The sequence below is a fragment of the Janthinobacterium sp. Bl 1 genome (assembly GCF_058215535.1).
In genome coordinates, this window is the sequence record NZ_CM177086.1 from 4597704 (window position 1) to 4613624 (window position 15921).

The following is a 15921-nucleotide window of genomic DNA, read 5'->3' on the forward strand; positions in this document are numbered from 1 at the left end:
ATGAGCCAACAACTGCAAACCATCATCGACCAGGCCTGGGAAAACCGCGCCGAAATCAATCCAGGCAACGGCACGGCCGAACTGCGCGACGCCGTCTCCCACGTCATCAATGGCCTGGACAACGGCAGCATCCGCGTGGCCGAAAAAACCACGGGCGACTGGGTGGTCAACCAGTGGGTCAAGAAAGCCGTGCTGCTGTCGTTCCGCCTGGAAGACAACGTCGTCCTGCCGTCCGATGGCACCATGCAGTTCTACGACAAGGTCCCGACCAAGTTCGCCAATTACACCAAGGAAGACTTCGCCAAGGGCGGTTTCCGCGTGGTGCCGCCAGCCGTTGCCCGCCGCGGCAGCTTCATCGCCAAGAACGTCGTGCTGATGCCGTCCTACGTCAACATCGGCGCCTACGTCGATGAAGGCGCCATGGTCGACACCTGGGCCACCGTTGGCTCCTGCGCCCAGATCGGCAAGAACGTCCACCTGTCCGGCGGCGTCGGCATCGGCGGCGTGCTGGAACCTATGCAAGCAAACCCGACCATCATCGAAGACAACTGCTTCATCGGCGCCCGTTCGGAAATCGTCGAAGGCGTGATCGTCGAAGAAAACTCGGTCATCTCGATGGGCGTCTACATCGGCCAGTCGACCAAGATCTACGACCGCGCCACGGGCGAAGTCACCTACGGCCGCGTGCCAGCCGGCTCCGTCGTGGTCTCGGGCAACCTGCCTTCGGAAGATGGCAAGTACTCGCTGTATTGCGCCGTCATCGTCAAGCGCGTGGACGCAAAAACCCGCGCCAAGACCGGCATCAACGAACTCTTGCGCGGCATTTGATCACTGCGCTGTGAAGTATCGGTAACACCTGCATGTCCCGCTTCGGCGGGACATTTTCATTTCTGTCCACGCCAGTGCAACACTTGTTGAAGGTAAAGCATGTCCAGAGTCGATTACGAAGCGTTGAAGCCATCAGAGGATTACCTGCTAATGTGCTACGCAGGCATACCGTTTAGCGGCGTGGCATTTGAAAACGATACGGATGGCGTATTGATAACAGAAACGAGTTTTATTGATGGCCAGAAAAACGGTATTTCCCGGCAATGGTCGGTTGCGAGCAGACTTATTCGCGAAGAATGGTTTGCCCTGAACGCGTTACATGGCCCGGCGCATGAATGGCACGACAATGGCGCGCGCAAATCCGACGGACGCTATGAACTCGGAATATGCATCCTGGAACAAGTGTGGGACGCGCAGGGCACTCTGCTCAAAGACTATCGGATAGATAAAGACGGTGCGCAATTTGCCACACTGAAAAAACTGCGCAACAGTCAAATTGGCATCATGGCCAGCACCGCACATCTCCCGCACCGCATCTGAATACCATCTTCAATTGTCCCGTTGTCCGCTCCCATCCTGTCCTATACTGGATGGCATGAATACACCTCCCGTCCTGATCGTCGGCGCCGGCCCTACCGGTCTCATGCTGGCCTTGCGCCTGGCGCGCCATGGCGTCGATTGCCGCATCATCGACAAGAACAGCGGTCCGGGCCAGGCGTCGCGGGCCATGGCCGTGCATGCGCGCACCCTGGAGTTTTACCAGCAGCTGGGCTTTGCCGACGAGCTGGTCAGCCTGGGCATCAAGATCAATGCCATGCACATCCACGAAGGCGGCGAGGAGCTGGTGAAACTGGCGCTGGGCGAGATCGGCGAGGGTTTGAGCCCCTACCCTTTCGTGCTGAGCCTGCCGCAGGACGAGCATGAACGCTTTCTGATCAGCAAACTGGCGGCGGCCGGCGTGCACGTGGAATGGAATGTCGCGCTGGACCTGTGGACGCAGGACGATAGCGAAGTGCAAGCCATCGTGCTGAAAGACGGCGAACGCCAATATTGCACGTTCAACTACATTTGCGGCTGCGACGGCGCCCGCAGCAAAGTGCGCGAAATCGCCGGTTTCGAGTTCTCCGGCGGCACCTACGACCACCTGTATTACGTGGCCGACGCGCAAGTGGCGGGCAAGAATACGGATTTGCACGCCCACCTGGGCGCGAACTCGTTTGCGCTGATGCTGCCCGTGCGCACCAGCGGCATGCAGCGCCTGATCGGCATCCTGCCCGACCGCCCCGATGGCGCGCCCGCGCCCGTCTTCGACGATGTGCGGGAGCAGGTGCAAACCCTGCTGGGCATCGAGGTCGAACACGTGAACTGGTTTTCCACGTATAAAGTCCATCACCGGGTGGCGGCGCAGTTCCGCGAACGCCGCTGCTTCATCCTCGGCGACGCAGCCCATTTGCACAGCCCCGTGGGTGGCCAGGGCATGAACACGGGCCTGGGCGACGCCGTCAACCTGGCGTGGAAGCTGGCGCAAAAACTGCGGGGCCAGAGCAACGACGCCCTGCTCGATACCTATGAAAGCGAGCGCATCGTGTTTGCCCGCAAGCTCGTCGCCACCACCGACCGCGCCTTCCAGGCCATCGTCGCGCAAGGCATGGCCGGGCAATTCCTCCGGCGCTGGCTGGTGCCGCACGCGCTGCCTTTCCTGTCCGGCTTCGCGCGGGCACGCCGTCTGCTGTTCAAAACAGTGTCGCAAATCCAGATCAGCTATGAAGACAGCGCCCTGTCCGCAGGCCATGCGGAATATCTGCGCGGCGGCGACCGCCTGCCATGGTTTTCCGACGGCACGCAAGACAATTTCACGGCCCTGCGCAGCATGGATTGGCAATTGCACATCTATGGCGAAGCGGCGCCCGAACTGCTGGACGAAGCGCGCGTGCTGAAACTGCCCGTGCATTGCTACACCTATAACGTGGCCGCCAAGCTGGCCGGCCTGGGCCGCGACGCGGCCTACCTCGTGCGCCCCGATGGCCACATCGCGCTGGCCCTGCATCTGCAGGAAAGCGGCGGCCTTCGCGCCCTGGCTTTGCGGCTGGGCCTGCATTTCGGTCCGGCAGAGTTGGGTAAGGCGGCGCCACGGCCTGTGTAGGGAAAATCACTGGGCTGTGTTGCACTGCCGCATTGACTGCGCATCAACTGTATAATGGCGGCGACCATCGCATTTTTCCCTGGCGCAAGCGCCGCGATCAAGCGAACCGCATTCATTCCCCTTAGCCCTACCCATGACGACCATTACACTCTACGGTATCCCCAACTGCGATACCGTCAAAAAGGCCCGCACCTGGCTGGCCGCGCAGCAACTCGATTTCACCTTCCACGACTTCAAGAAGCAGGGCCTGGAACGCGCTACCGTCGCAGCGTGGCTGCAGCAATTGCCGTGGGATGTGCTGGTCAACAAGAAAGGCACGACCTGGCGCGCCCTGTCCGACGAGCGCAAGGCCGCCACCGTCGATGCGGCCAGCGCTCTGGAGCTGATGCTGGAAAACCCATCCATCATCAAACGCCCCGTGCTGGACAAGGATGGCCAGTTCAGCGTGGCGTTTTCGGATGCGCAGTACAAAGCCATTTTTTCAGTTTAATTTTTCAGTCTAGCACCGGAACACTGTAGCCGCCACAACCGTACCCATGACCACCTCCAAAACCCTCGCCCTGACCGAAAAACTGATCGCCCTGTCCTCGGTCACGCCCGACGACAAGGGCTGCCAGCAGCACCTGATCGATATCCTCACGCCGCTGGGCTTTGTCTGCGAAACGATACAGTCGAACGACGTCACCAATCTGTGGGCACGCCGCGGCACCACGTCGCCCGTGTTCGTCTTTGCCGGCCATACGGACGTGGTGCCGACCGGTCCCGTCGAGCAATGGCGCTCGCTGCCCTTCATTCCCACGCACCGCGACGGCAAGCTGTACGGCCGTGGCGCGGCCGACATGAAGACCTCGATCGCCGCCATGGTCGTCGCTTGCGAGGAATTCATCGCCGCCACGCCCGAGCATACGGGTTCGATCGCCTTTCTGATCACCAGCGACGAGGAAGGCCCGGCCACGGATGGCACCGTCATCGTGTGCAACAAATTGAAGGAACGGGGCGAGCAAATCGACTATTGCCTGGTGGGCGAGCCGACGTCGAGCGCGCAACTGGGCGACATGATCAAGAACGGCCGCCGCGGTTCGCTGTCGGGCCGCTTGACGATCAAGGGCGTGCAAGGCCATATCGCCTACCCGCACCTGGCGAAAAACCCGATCCACGAAGCGGCGCAGGCGCTGGCCGATCTGGTCGAGGAAAAATGGGACGCCGGCAACGAGTATTACCTGCCGACCTCGTGGCAAATGTCGAACATCAACGCGGGCACGGGCGCCAATAACGTGATTCCCGGCGACATGGTGATCGACTTTAACTTCCGCTTTTCCACGGCCAGCACGGCGGAAAACTTGCAGGAAAGAGTCCACGCCATCCTCGACAAGCATGACTTGCAATACGATTTGCAGTGGACCCTGAGCGGCCTGCCCTTCCTCACGCCGCGCGGCACCTTGAGCGATGCGCTGTCGTCCGCCATCCTCGAAGAAACGGGCCTCACGACGGAGCTGTCGACCACGGGCGGCACCTCGGATGGCCGGTTTATCGCGCAAATCTGCCCCCAAGTGATAGAATTCGGGCCGCCCAATGCCAGTATTCACAAGATCGACGAGCACATCGAACTGCGCCACATCGATCCCCTGAAGAATATTTACCGGCGCACGCTGGAGCATTTGCTGCCCGTCTGAACCAGAATACCGAGGCCCGTCACGGCGGGCCAGAACACCGTCTTTTCGAGAATGCCATGACCCCGAACCCGTTTTCCACGCCACGCGACCTGCTGCGCTACGCCGTTACCCGTTTTAATACCGCCAAGCTGTTTTTCGGCCACGGCAGCGCCGAAGCGTTCGACGAAGCGGCTTATCTGATCCTGCACACCTTGAAGTTGCCACTCGACAAGCTCGAACCGTTCCTCGACGCCAAGCTGCTGCCGTCGGAAGTGGCCAGTGTGATGAGCGTCATCGACCGCCGCAGCATCGACCGCGTGCCAGCCGCCTACATCACCAAGGAAGGCTGGCTGGGCACCTACAATTTCTACGTGGACGAGCGCGTGATCGTGCCCCGTTCCTTCATCGCCGAGCTGATCCCTGAATACTTCTCGCCATGGGTGGCGGAACCGGAAGCCGTGGAAAATATCCTGGAACTGTGCACCGGTTCGGGCTGCCTGTCGATCATGATGGCTGACGCCTTCCCGAACGCCGCCGTGGACGCTGTAGATATTTCCGCCGACGCGCTAGCCGTGGCCAAGCGTAACGTCGACACCTACAAATTGCAGGACCGCGTCACCCTGATCGAATCGGACCTGTACGCGAACGTACCGGCCAAGAAATATGATTTGATCATCAGCAACCCGCCGTACGTGAATTCCGCGTCGATGGGCGCCCTGCCCCAGGAATACCTGGCCGAACCGCAAATCGCCCTCGACGGCGGCAGCGACGGCATGGACCTGGTGCGCAAGATCATCGCCGGTGCGGCCGAGCGCCTGACGGACGATGGCATCCTGATGATTGAAATCGGCAACGAGCGCGCATACGCGGAAGCGGCCTTCGGCGAGCTGGGCCTGACCTGGCTGACGACGAGCGCCGGCGACGATATGGTATTCCTGCTGACGGCCGAGCAGCTGAAGCTGGGTTAATTGACTTGGTAGGTCGGATTAGCCCGAAGGGCGTAATCCGACGGGCACGGCGCCACTTGTCGGATTACGCTACGCTAATCCGACCTACCTGAATTTTACGGCGAGGGTTAAACCCCAGCCTCTACAAAGAAAAAAATGATACGTTTCCTACAAGTAAGCCTGATGCGCGGCATCAAACCGTTGCTCGAACAAGTCGACGTCACCCTCAATCCGGGCGACAAGATCGGCCTGATCGGCGCCAATGGCGCGGGCAAATCGAGCCTGTTCGCCATGATGCGTGGCGAATTGCACCCTGACCAGGGCGAGATCGATTTCCCGGCCAAATGGCGCGTGGCTTACGTGGCGCAGGAAACGCCGCCGCTGGACCGTGCCGCGCTCGACTACGCCATTGATGGCGACGTCACCCTGCGCAAACTGGAAGCGGAACTGGCGCGCCTGGAATCGGAGCCGGCCACGTCGGAAAACGGCATCGCCATCGGCGAAATCTACAGCGCGCTGGCCGATGCCGACGCGTATACCGTGCAGTCGCGCGGCGAGCAATTGCTGCTGGGCCTGGGCTTTACCCTGGACCAGATGCAGCAACCGGTGGCCAGTTTCTCGGGCGGCTGGCGCATGCGTCTGAACCTGGCGCAAGCGCTGATGTGCCCGTCCGACCTGCTGCTGCTCGATGAACCGACCAACCATTTGGATCTGGACGCCATCATCTGGCTGGAAGACTGGCTCAAGCGCTACGCCGGCACATTATTGATCATTTCCCATGACCGCGACTTCCTCGATGAAGTGGTCAACGTCGTCGTGCATATCGACGAGCGCAAGCTGAAACGCTACTCGGGCAACTATTCGAGCTTCGAGCGTCAACGCGCGGCGCAGATGATCCTGGCCGCTGGCGCGCTGGAAAAGCAGCAGCGCAAACGCGCCCATCTGGAATCGTTCGTGAACCGCTTCAAGGCGCAAGCGTCGAAAGCCCGCCAGGCGCAAAGCCGCATGAAGGCGCTGGCGAAGATGGAAGAGCTGGCGCCACTGCGCGCCGCCGCCGAATTCTCGTTCGAATTCCGCGAGCCGCTGAGCGCGCCGAACCCGCTGCTGGTGATGGAAGATGTCGATGCGGGCTACAAGATCGAGAACGAAGCGACGGGCGAAATCACGCATAAAACCATTGTCAACGGCATCAAGTTTTCGCTGCAGATCGGCCAGCGTATCGGCTTGCTGGGCCAGAACGGTGCCGGCAAATCGACCCTGATCAAGACCATCGCCGGCGAACTGATGCCGTTGACGGGCGACGCCACCATGGGCAAGGGCCTCAACATCGGCTATTTCGCCCAGCATCAGGTGGAAATGCTGCGCCATGACGAATCGCCGCTGTGGCATCTGGCGAAGATCGCCCCGACCGTGCGCGAGCAGGAACTGCGCAACTTCCTGGGCGGCTTCAACTTCCCCGGCAACATGGTCACGGCCTCGATCGCGCCGTTCTCGGGCGGTGAAAAAGCCCGTCTGGCGCTGGCCCTGATCGTCTGGCAGCGTCCGAACCTGCTGCTGCTTGATGAACCGACCAATCACCTGGATCTGGAAACGCGCGAAGCGCTGACGGAAGCGCTGGCCCAGTTCGAAGGCACCCTGGTCGTCGTGTCCCATGATCGCCATTTGCTGCGCGCCACCACCGATGAATTCATCATCGTTGCCGACGGCAAACTGCAACCGTTCGACGGCGACCTCGATGACTACAAGGACTGGCTGTTCAAGACCAAGCTGGGCAAAGGCACGGACGTGCTGCCGGCCGCCGGCAAGGCCAACAAGACCGATTTCCCCGTGGTCTCGCCCGTCGTTGCCGCAGCAGCCCCTGCCGCGCCCGTGCGCGACAAGCGCAAGGAAGCGGAAGAGCGCCAGAAAGCCGCCGCTTTGCGCAAGCCGATCGAAAACAAGATCAAGCGTCAGGAAGAGCAGATCGCCAAGCGCAATGCGCAAAAGGCGGAAACCGACGCCAAGCTGGGCGAGCCGACCATCTATGACGCTGCCAACAAGGCGAAATTGAAGCAACTGCTGGCCGACCAGACCTTCTTCACCAAGGACCTGGCGCAGCTGGAAACGGAATGGCTTGATCTGCAGGATCAACTGGAAAAGCTCGGCTAACAAGCAGCACAAAGACGACCCCAGGGTCGTCTTTTTTTATGCCGCCTGCATGGGGCTGGGGCTGCGGATCGCCATCAGGCGGTCGATGTCGACGAGGATCAGGCGGCGTTCGGCCAGCGTGCCCAGGCCCAGCAGGTAATCGGCTTCCGCCGCGCCCAGGTCGGGCACGGCGGCGATGTCGCCGGGCGCCAGGCTGACGATATCGGTGACGCCATCGACCACCATGCCCATCACGCCATTACTCAGCTGCAAGATGATCACGTCGGTGGCCGGATCGGGCGCGCCGTGGGCGCTGCCGAACGCGGCGCGCATGTCGACGATGGGGATGATCACGCCGCGCGAGACGGCCACGCTGTGCAGCACTTCCCCTTCCGAGGAAAAACGGTCAAGTTCCTTCAGCGGACGCAATTCCCGCACGCAACGGTAATCAAGGCCGTATTCCAGGCCGCCCAGCCGGAAGCTCAAGTACTGCGTCAGGGATTGCGCGGTTGCGGCGCCAGGCGTGGTCGTGGGCTGCATGGTGTTCCTTTCATCCGGTAAGCGCTGCCAGGATGCGCAGTGGCGCAACGTTGGCCCCATGCTAACCAGCATCACCACAGGCGGCGTTGAGAAACATCAACTTTCCCAGAAGACATCATCGGCTGGCAGCCCCGCCCTTGCGCCGGCGCAGCCATCTTCCCTTACAATACCCACATCATTCCCCCACAGGCAGGCCATGCAACACCTCGTCAACCCCGCTGAAGTTGAATTTTCCGCCATCCGCGCCCAAGGCCCGGGCGGGCAGAACGTCAACAAGGTGTCCAGCGCCATCCATTTGCGCTTCCCCATCGCCGCCTCGTCGCTGCCGGAAGCGTACAAGGAACGACTGCTGGCCCTGCGCGACAGCCGCATCAGCAAGGATGGCGTGCTGGTGCTCAAGGCGCAGCAGTCGCGCAGCCAGGAGCAGAACAAGGAAGAAGCGTTGCGGCGCTTGCAGGAAATCATCGACAGCGTGACCTTCCTGCCCGCCGTGCGCCGCGCCACCAAGCCCACGCGCAGCTCGCAGCGACGCCGCCTCGACAGCAAGAGCACGCACAGCGTGCTCAAGCAATCACGCGGCAAGGTCACGGACTGATTACGGCGGCGGCTGATAGGTCCAGTCCAGGCTGCCTGTGCTGTCCGCAAACACGAGCAGCGTGGCCGGCGTGGCGCTGCGCAGCAAGGCCTTGATTTCCTTCGGCGGCCGGTCGTAGACCTTGGCCGGCCCGGGCGGCACGACCAGCGCGCGCACCGTCGTTTCGCCATCGACCAGGCCCAGGCTGCAGCGCGACTGGCCCGCCGTCGCTTGCCGCTCCTGGCGCATTTGTTCCACCAGCGCCAGCATCTGCGCGTGCAGGATTTCCGACTGTTTTACCTCCACGCGCAAGCGCGCCACCTCTTTCAGGACGGGAGCGATGCGCGCGGCCAGCTTGTCGTACTGCAGCTGTTGCGCTGGCTGCAGTTGCAATTCGCCGCGCCGCAGCTGGCCCGCCAAGGTCAGGTAATTGCGCACCTCGGGCAATTGCGCAATGGCATCGATTTCCTGCTGGCGCTTGTGCTGCACCTGCAGGTAGTGAGCCGCCTTCGCCAGGCTTTCCGCAATCTTTTGCTCCAGCGCGCTCAGGTCGGGCACGAGGGGAAACAGCAGCATCTCCACCTGCTTGCGGGGACCGGCGCTGCCGATACGGATGGTGCGCGCCGCCACGGCGCAGCCTTCGGCCAGCTCGATGACGACCTCGTCGGCGATGATCTCGCAATTGCTGGCGCTGTCGATCACCACGCGCGTGCCGGCGATGACGCAGCTTTCGGCGCGCTTCACGTGCACTTCGCCGTTCAGCGCCTGCAGCACGGAACCGGAAGCGACGCCCTCGACGCGCACGTCGCCATGCGCATTGAAGGCCGTGCCGCCCACCAGGTTGCGCTGCAGCCATATCAACCCGCCATGCGAGTGCAGATGGCCATACACGTCGCCATGGATGGTGATGTCGCTGCCGTCGAGCTGGCGCTGCTCCTGCACTTCACCGTACTCCTCGTAGGCGGCGCGCAGCTTCAGATTGCCCGTGGTGCGGCTGCTGACGCCTTCGCGGCTGACGATCTTGTTTTCGATCGCCATCTTGCCGTGCTCATCGACATTCACATAGCCATCCTGGGTGGCAACGAGGAAATTGCCGTCGCTGAAATGCTCGACCGCCGTGCCTGGTCCCGCCACCGTGGCCAGGTCCAGTTCCTGCGGCGCGGGCGGCGGCAGCGCCTTGCCGGCCAGGTCGTAGCCGGGCAAGCCGGGCGTACCCGGCAGCAGACGCAGCAGGCGCGCGTGTTTTTTTACTTGCGGAAAGCGGTTCTTGAAACTGAGCAAATCGAGGCGGCCATCGGAGCGTTCGCGCGGCGCATCATCGCGGTGGATGCCTTGCGACACTTCAACGAGCTGGGCGTCCCGGCCCGGCTGCGGCGGCAGCACCCGCGCCACCGTGATGCGCTCGGCCTTGCCGCTGGCGAGCATGGCGCGCACGGCCACGCTATCGATACCGTAGTGCACGCCCTTGCACCACAGGTCCGCCACCAGTTCGTCAAACTCGCGGCGCGCCGGCACCTGGCCATCCGCGTCCGCAGGCAAGGCTTCAAAGTAAAACTCGGCGCTGTCGCCACGGATCTTGATCTGTTGATACAGCGCGCGGCGCGGGGGCGGGAATGGCGCCACGCGCACGGCGATGCGCAGCAAGGCGTCGCCCTTGGGCGCGGCACGGGGGACAGGAGCGTGAAACAGGGTCAGCAGGAACAAACCGTAATCGAGGCCGGCCAGCAGCTGGCTCGACTGGAACAGCTGGTCGACGGCGGCGCGCAGCTGCGCCGGCGCCAGCGACAGGTCCAGGAACACGCCCTCGTCGCGCTGGAGCAGGCCGAGCGGCAAGCCGCCTGCGGGGGCCGCATCCGGAACCGGTGTGTCGTCGTCGCTCACCACTTGCCTCCCCCAGCAACAATGTCAGAGAATTACCTCATTGCGTTAGAACAATATCACGGGGAATGGCCGTATGCCTGACTCGGCAATAATGTTGGTGGCCAAATGCAGACAGGGCCATGTCTTGCGAGATGGCCCTGTCGGATGGGGTGCGCGGTGCCTAGCGGCGCGGCGGATTCGAATAGATGTCCTGGCCCACTTCGTTGATCTGGCGGCGCAGGTCGCGGCGTTCGTCGGGCGTCATGCGGCCCGTGCGGCGCGAAGCGTCGGCGCCTTCGTTGGCGCGGCGCTGCTCTTCGGCGCGCGTGTCGAAACTGCGTGCGTCACGCTGTTCGCGCAGTCGCGTATCATTGCTGTTGCTGCGCTGTACCTGTTCATACCGCTGGGCCTGCATTTGCTGCTGGTCGTCACGGCGTGGCGGCGGCTGGTTTTGCGCCGACGCCAGGCTGGCGGCAAACACGGAACACACGGCAAATGCGGACAGCACAACTGTACGTGCGGCAATAGCTGCGCTGGGAGCGGCGTGAATTTTTTTAGTAAAGATATTCATTGAGTTCCTCTTCCGCGATGCCGTATAAACTAAAGCTGATTTCCACTGTGGCCCCAGTGTATGATGCTTTACACGGTGCAGTAAGAGTAATTGGGTAAAGTTTGTAACACTTTGTAATGGGTCGCCACAGCCCCTTGCCGACGCCGCGCGAGGCGTTACTATAGCAACTAATATAAGATAACACGACACCTTAAATGACCACAACCTCCACTACCGGCAGCAATACAACAACGCAATCGATCCACGGCCACCAGGCAAAAATCATGGTGGTCGATGACGATGTGCGCCTGCGCGACCTGCTGCGGCGCTACCTGACCGAACAGGGCTTCAACGTCTTCACGGCAGAGAGCGCGACGGCCATGAACAAGTTGTGGCTGCGCGAACGCTACGACCTGCTGGTGCTCGACCTGATGCTGCCGGGCGAAGACGGCCTGTCGATCTGCCGCCGCCTGCGCGGCGCGGGCGACCAGACGCCGATCATCATGCTGACGGCCAAAGGCGAGGATGTGGATCGCATCGTGGGCCTGGAAATGGGTGCCGACGATTACCTGCCAAAACCGTTCAATCCGCGCGAGCTGGTGGCCCGCATCGGCGCCGTGCTGCGCCGCAAGGGCCCCGATGAAATCCCGGGCGCACCGTCGGAAACGCCGCAAACCTTCGAGTTCGGCGACTTCGTGCTGGACCTGGGCACGCGTACCCTGAAAAAGAATGGCGAAACGGTGCCGCTGACGACCGGTGAATTTTCTGTGCTGAAAGTGTTTGCCCGCCATGCGCGCCAGCCGCTGTCGCGCGAGAAACTGATGGAACTGGCGCGCGGCCGCGAATATGAAGTGTTCGACCGCAGCCTGGACGTGCAGATTTCGCGCCTGCGCAAACTGATCGAACCCGATCCGTCGAGCCCGCTGTTCATCCAGACCGTGTGGGGTCTCGGCTACGTCTTCATTCCGGACGGACAGCCGCGCTGATCGCAGGCGAGGCATGATGAAGCTTGTTCCCGATATCAGCCTGGCGCGGCTGAAAAGCGGCCTGTTCTGGCGCACCTTTTTGCTGCTCGGCACTTTGACCACCGTCAGCATGATCACCTGGATCGGCATGATTTCCGTCATCCAGCGTGAGCCGCAGGCGCAGCAGATTTCCGCCCAGATCATATCCGTCGTCACCATCACGCATGCGGCACTGACGCACTCGGCTCCCGAGCTGCGGCGCGAGCTGCTGTTCGACCTCGTCAGCAATGAAGGCATCCGCATCTTCTCGCTGGAAGAGGACGACCGCATCGAGCCGCCGCCCGACAATTACCTGATGCCCGAGATCGAGGCGCTGGTGAAGGCCAAGCTGGGCAAGGACACGCGCTTTTCCGCGCGCGTCAATGGCGTGGCCGGCTTCTGGGTCAGCTTCAAGATCGACGACGACGAGTACTGGCTGATGCTGGACCGCGAGCGCCTGCGCGGCCTGACGGGCTTCCAGTGGCTGGGCTGGGCCAGCCTGGTATCCCTGCTGTCCCTGCTGGGTGCGGCCATCATTTCCAGCCTGATCAATCTGCCGCTGTCGCGTTTGACGGCTGCCGCGCGCGACATCGCCAAGGGCAAGCAGCCGGCGCCGCTGCCGGAAAAAGGCCCGATCGAAATCATCGAGGCGAACCGCAGCTTCAACCAGATGGTCGATGATTTAAAGCAGGTGGAATCGGACCGCGCCGTGATTTTGGCCGGCATTTCACACGACTTGCGCACGCCGCTGGCGCGCATGCAGCTGGAAGTGGAAATGGCCAACCTGTCGGACGAGGCGCGCGAAGGCATCCAGTCCGATATCGGGCAGATGGACGCCATCATCGGCCAGTTCCTCGACTATGCCAAGCCGACGGAAACGTCGAGCTTTACGGACGTCGACCTGAGCGGCTTGCTGGGCGACATGACGCGCGAAGCGATGCGCCTGCCGGACGTGAAGATCAACGCCACCATCGCCGATGGCGCGCATGCGATGGGCAACCCCACCGACTTGCGCCGCGTGCTGAACAACCTGATCGAGAATGCGCGCCGCTATGGCAAGACGCCGGGCAGCGACGTGACGGAAATCGACATCGCCTGCCACGTGCGCACCAGTCACGGCGCGAAAAAGGTGATCATCGAGGTGCAGGACCACGGCACGGGCGTGCCGGCGGAAAAGATCGAGCAGCTGATGAAACCGTTCACCCGCCTCGACACGGCGCGCGGGCAGGCAAATGGCGCAGGCCTGGGCCTGGCCATCGTCGACCGCGTGCTGCTGCGCCACGGCGCCGAATTACAGGTGCGCAACCGCGAAGGCGGCGGCCTGGCGTTTCAGATCAGCTTGCCAGCGGCGTAAAAATAATCGCGCCAGCGGTGCAGGCGATGTAGGTCGGATTAGCGGGCACCGCGTAATCCGACCTACGCTGCTCCAACATCAACACCACGCAGCAGCAATCAAACCGACGCCTGCTCCTGCGCCAGCAATTTACTCATCAACAATTCCGTCGCCCCGTAGCCGTACAGGGAATCGCTTTCCATGCCCGGCGTATCGAAGGGGATCGATTCCTCGCGATTCAGCTTGGCAGGATCGGCGTCCGCATAGCTGGCGCGCCAAGCGCGCTGCAAGGATTCGTTGCGGCGGATAAAGGCCGGCATGGGCCAGTCGTCACGGTTCCAGTGGGGACTGTCGCCCAGCAGGGGCCAGCGCTCGTTGAGCAGCGCCATGTCGCCCGTGCGCAGACGGCGCACGGCCTGTTCCGGCCGCAAGCCTTCCAGCTCGTCCAGCGTGGGCAAGCTGTCGCGTTTCGGCCCGAACATATACGCCAGCATGATGCGCCCGGCAGGCGCCCTGCGCGCCACCACGCCGACGGCATAACCGCCGCCCGGCAAGGGCACGGCAAACCAGCTGCCTTCTCGGTATGGTAATGATTTCATTTCTAAAAGCCCCCTGGAATACACCGGACAGCCGCGGCTGTCCGGCGTTAAATTTAATTAGGGGCACAGTCTACGCGAAGCAATACGAAAGTGGCGCATGGTACGCCACAACAACAAACCAATAGTTACAATATTTTCTCGTCATAGTGATACTGGGCAACAATCGGCCCCGCCTTGAACAGCGCCTCCTTCATGGCTGTGTCCAGGCGCGCATCGCGGCGGCGCATCCATTCGAGCAGCATGGCCGCTTCCTTGCGGCTCGTGTCGCCCGCATGCGCGAGCACGCGGCGCAGTTCCGGGTCCGTGCACGCTTCAAAACGCTGGCTGTTCAAGTCCAGCGCCTGCAGCGCGGCGATGGTGGCGCCGATGGCGCGGTGCATGTCGAGCGCGGTGGCCGGCAAGCCGGATTCTTCCAGTGGGACGGTGGTCATGCGCATTCCTTTTTCGCGTGGTGGTGACATCGGCTGCATTCTCCACCGCGCGGGCGAAAAGCTCAAGCGTCCACGACACGTTTCCACCCGTTCGGCCATAATCATGGCTCAGCAACAGCCTAAACCCCAGCGGCAGGAGCCCCATGTTCAATTTCGACTTTTACAATCCGACGCAAATCCTCTTCGGCCAGGGTCAGATCGCCGCGATCACGGCGCTGATCCCGCCCCAGGCGAGAGTGCTCATGACGTATGGCGGCGGCAGCATCAAGCAGAACGGCGTCTACGATGAAGTCAAGGCAGCGCTGGCCGGGCATACGATGATCGAGTTTGCCGGCATCGAACCCAATCCCAGCTATGAAACGCTGATGCAGGCCGTGGCCCTCGTGAAAAGCGAGCGCATCGATTTCCTGCTGGCCGTCGGCGGCGGCTCCGTGGTCGATGGCACCAAGTTCATCGCCGCCGCCGCCCTGCATGAGGGCGAGGCGTGGGACATCCTGGCCAAGGGCGGCAAGATCGTCGAGGCCGCCCTGCCCTTCGGCACCGTGTTGACCTTGCCGGCCACGGGGTCCGAAATGAATGGCTCGGCCGTGATCACGCGCAAGGCCACGCAGGAAAAGCGCTCGTTCATGAGCCGCAAGGTGTATCCGAAATTCTCCGTGCTGGACCCGTCGAAAACGTTCACCTTGCCGCTGCGCCAGGTGGGCAATGGCGTCGTCGATGCGTTCGCGCATGTGATGGAGCAATACCTGACCTACCCTGTGAACGCCTCCGTGCAGGACCGCTTCGCCGAAGGCATCCTGCTGACCCTGATCGAGGAAGGCCCGAAGGCCCTGTCGCATCCGGACGACTACGACGTGCGCGCCAACGTGATGTGGAGCGCCACCCTGGCCTTGAACGGCCTGATCGGCGTGGGCGTGCCGCAGGACTGGTCCACGCACGCCATCGGCCACGAATTGACGGCCTTGTACGAGCTCGACCATGCGCAGACGCTGGCCATCATCCTGCCCAGCATGCTGCGCGTGCGCAAGCAGGCCAAGCGCGCCAAGCTGCTGCAGTACGCGGCCCGCGTCTGGGGCCTGGACGGCGGCGACGAAGATGGCCGCATCGAGGCGGCCATCGCGCGCACGGAATTCTTCTTCCGCCACATGGGCGTCAAGACGCGTCTGGCCGACTACGGCCTGAACCACGCCAGCGTGGACGCCGTCGTGTCCGCCCTGGAAGCGCACGGCATGACGGCGCTGGGCGAACAGCGTGAAATCACGCCCGCCATCAGCCGCAAGGTGCTGGAACTGAGCCTGTAGATTCGCACCACACTGTTGTAAAACGGTCAGCA

Annotated in this window: 16 protein-coding genes; 11 read left to right on the plus strand and 5 right to left on the minus strand. The window is 62.4% G+C overall.

The window, feature by feature from the left end:
• From dapD to AC4BCN_RS20745, 7 genes are all read left to right on the plus strand, one after another.
• Nucleotides 1–828: a 2,3,4,5-tetrahydropyridine-2,6-dicarboxylate N-succinyltransferase gene (gene dapD / locus AC4BCN_RS20715; protein WP_046683916.1), complete on the plus strand. Its 828-nt coding sequence runs from the start codon at nucleotides 1–3 to the stop codon at nucleotides 826–828.
• A 99-nt stretch (nucleotides 829–927) separates the two neighbouring features.
• Complete coding sequence (locus AC4BCN_RS20720; RefSeq protein ID WP_338679258.1) at nucleotides 928–1368, plus strand: toxin-antitoxin system YwqK family antitoxin; 441 nt, start codon at nucleotides 928–930, stop codon at nucleotides 1366–1368.
• A 55-nt stretch (nucleotides 1369–1423) separates the two neighbouring features.
• Nucleotides 1424–2971, plus strand: a complete 1548-nt coding sequence (locus AC4BCN_RS20725) for an FAD-dependent oxidoreductase (protein ID WP_490491647.1) — start codon at nucleotides 1424–1426, stop codon at nucleotides 2969–2971.
• A gap of 133 nt (nucleotides 2972–3104) precedes the next feature.
• Nucleotides 3105–3461 carry an ArsC family reductase gene (locus AC4BCN_RS20730; protein WP_128142531.1) on the plus strand — a complete coding sequence of 119 codons (357 nt, stop codon included), beginning with the start codon at nucleotides 3105–3107 and terminating at the stop codon, nucleotides 3459–3461.
• Between the two features lie 46 nt (nucleotides 3462–3507).
• Entirely contained in the window at nucleotides 3508–4644 is a 1137-nt protein-coding gene (gene dapE / locus AC4BCN_RS20735) for a succinyl-diaminopimelate desuccinylase (RefSeq protein WP_034749837.1), read from the plus strand.
• A gap of 56 nt (nucleotides 4645–4700) precedes the next feature.
• Nucleotides 4701–5591 carry a 50S ribosomal protein L3 N(5)-glutamine methyltransferase gene (gene prmB, locus AC4BCN_RS20740; protein ID WP_099388344.1) on the plus strand — a complete coding sequence of 297 codons (891 nt, stop codon included), beginning with the start codon at nucleotides 4701–4703 and terminating at the stop codon, nucleotides 5589–5591.
• Nucleotides 5592–5726: 135 nt separating this feature from the next.
• Entirely contained in the window at nucleotides 5727–7718 is a 1992-nt protein-coding gene (locus AC4BCN_RS20745) for an ATP-binding cassette domain-containing protein (protein WP_490491648.1), read from the plus strand.
• A gap of 36 nt (nucleotides 7719–7754) precedes the next feature.
• Here the strand turns inward: AC4BCN_RS20745 and AC4BCN_RS20750 are convergent, their stop codons facing one another.
• Nucleotides 7755–8237 (minus strand): chemotaxis protein CheW, encoded by a 483-nt coding sequence (locus AC4BCN_RS20750; RefSeq protein ID WP_490491649.1) that lies wholly within the window; start codon nucleotides 8235–8237, stop codon nucleotides 7755–7757.
• Between the two features lie 196 nt (nucleotides 8238–8433).
• Between AC4BCN_RS20750 and arfB the strand changes: the two genes are divergently transcribed.
• Entirely contained in the window at nucleotides 8434–8832 is a 399-nt protein-coding gene (gene arfB / locus AC4BCN_RS20755) for an alternative ribosome rescue aminoacyl-tRNA hydrolase ArfB (protein ID WP_034749850.1), read from the plus strand.
• On the opposite strand, the gene AC4BCN_RS20760 is transcribed toward arfB, so the two are convergent.
• Nucleotides 8833–10692, minus strand: coding sequence for a flagellar assembly protein A (locus tag AC4BCN_RS20760; protein WP_490491650.1), 1860 nt, complete (start codon nucleotides 10690–10692; stop codon nucleotides 8833–8835).
• Nucleotides 10693–10852: 160 nt separating this feature from the next.
• Complete coding sequence (locus AC4BCN_RS20765) at nucleotides 10853–11242, minus strand: hypothetical protein (RefSeq protein ID WP_128142525.1); 390 nt, start codon at nucleotides 11240–11242, stop codon at nucleotides 10853–10855.
• Nucleotides 11243–11505: 263 nt separating this feature from the next.
• Between AC4BCN_RS20765 and ompR the strand changes: the two genes are divergently transcribed.
• Entirely contained in the window at nucleotides 11506–12207 is a 702-nt protein-coding gene (gene ompR / locus AC4BCN_RS20770; RefSeq protein WP_223278807.1) for an osmolarity response regulator transcription factor OmpR, read from the plus strand.
• Between the two features lie 13 nt (nucleotides 12208–12220).
• Nucleotides 12221–13579 (plus strand): sensor histidine kinase, encoded by a 1359-nt coding sequence (locus AC4BCN_RS20775; protein ID WP_490491651.1) that lies wholly within the window; start codon nucleotides 12221–12223, stop codon nucleotides 13577–13579.
• A 98-nt stretch (nucleotides 13580–13677) separates the two neighbouring features.
• Here AC4BCN_RS20775 and AC4BCN_RS20780 read toward each other — a convergent pair whose 3' ends face one another.
• Together AC4BCN_RS20780 and AC4BCN_RS20785 are read right to left on the minus strand one after the other, a co-directional pair.
• Entirely contained in the window at nucleotides 13678–14157 is a 480-nt protein-coding gene (locus tag AC4BCN_RS20780) for an Imm26 family immunity protein (RefSeq protein ID WP_128142523.1), read from the minus strand.
• Nucleotides 14158–14282: 125 nt separating this feature from the next.
• Nucleotides 14283–14588: a ferritin family protein gene (locus tag AC4BCN_RS20785; protein ID WP_034750230.1), complete on the minus strand. Its 306-nt coding sequence runs from the start codon at nucleotides 14586–14588 to the stop codon at nucleotides 14283–14285.
• Between the two features lie 143 nt (nucleotides 14589–14731).
• Here AC4BCN_RS20785 and AC4BCN_RS20790 point away from each other — a divergent pair, with 143 nt between their 5' ends.
• The gene (locus AC4BCN_RS20790; protein WP_034749865.1) at nucleotides 14732–15889 is read left to right on the plus strand and encodes an iron-containing alcohol dehydrogenase; all 1158 of its coding nucleotides are present in this window, start codon (nucleotides 14732–14734) and stop codon (nucleotides 15887–15889) included.
• The last annotated feature ends 32 nt before the right edge of the window (nucleotides 15890–15921 follow it).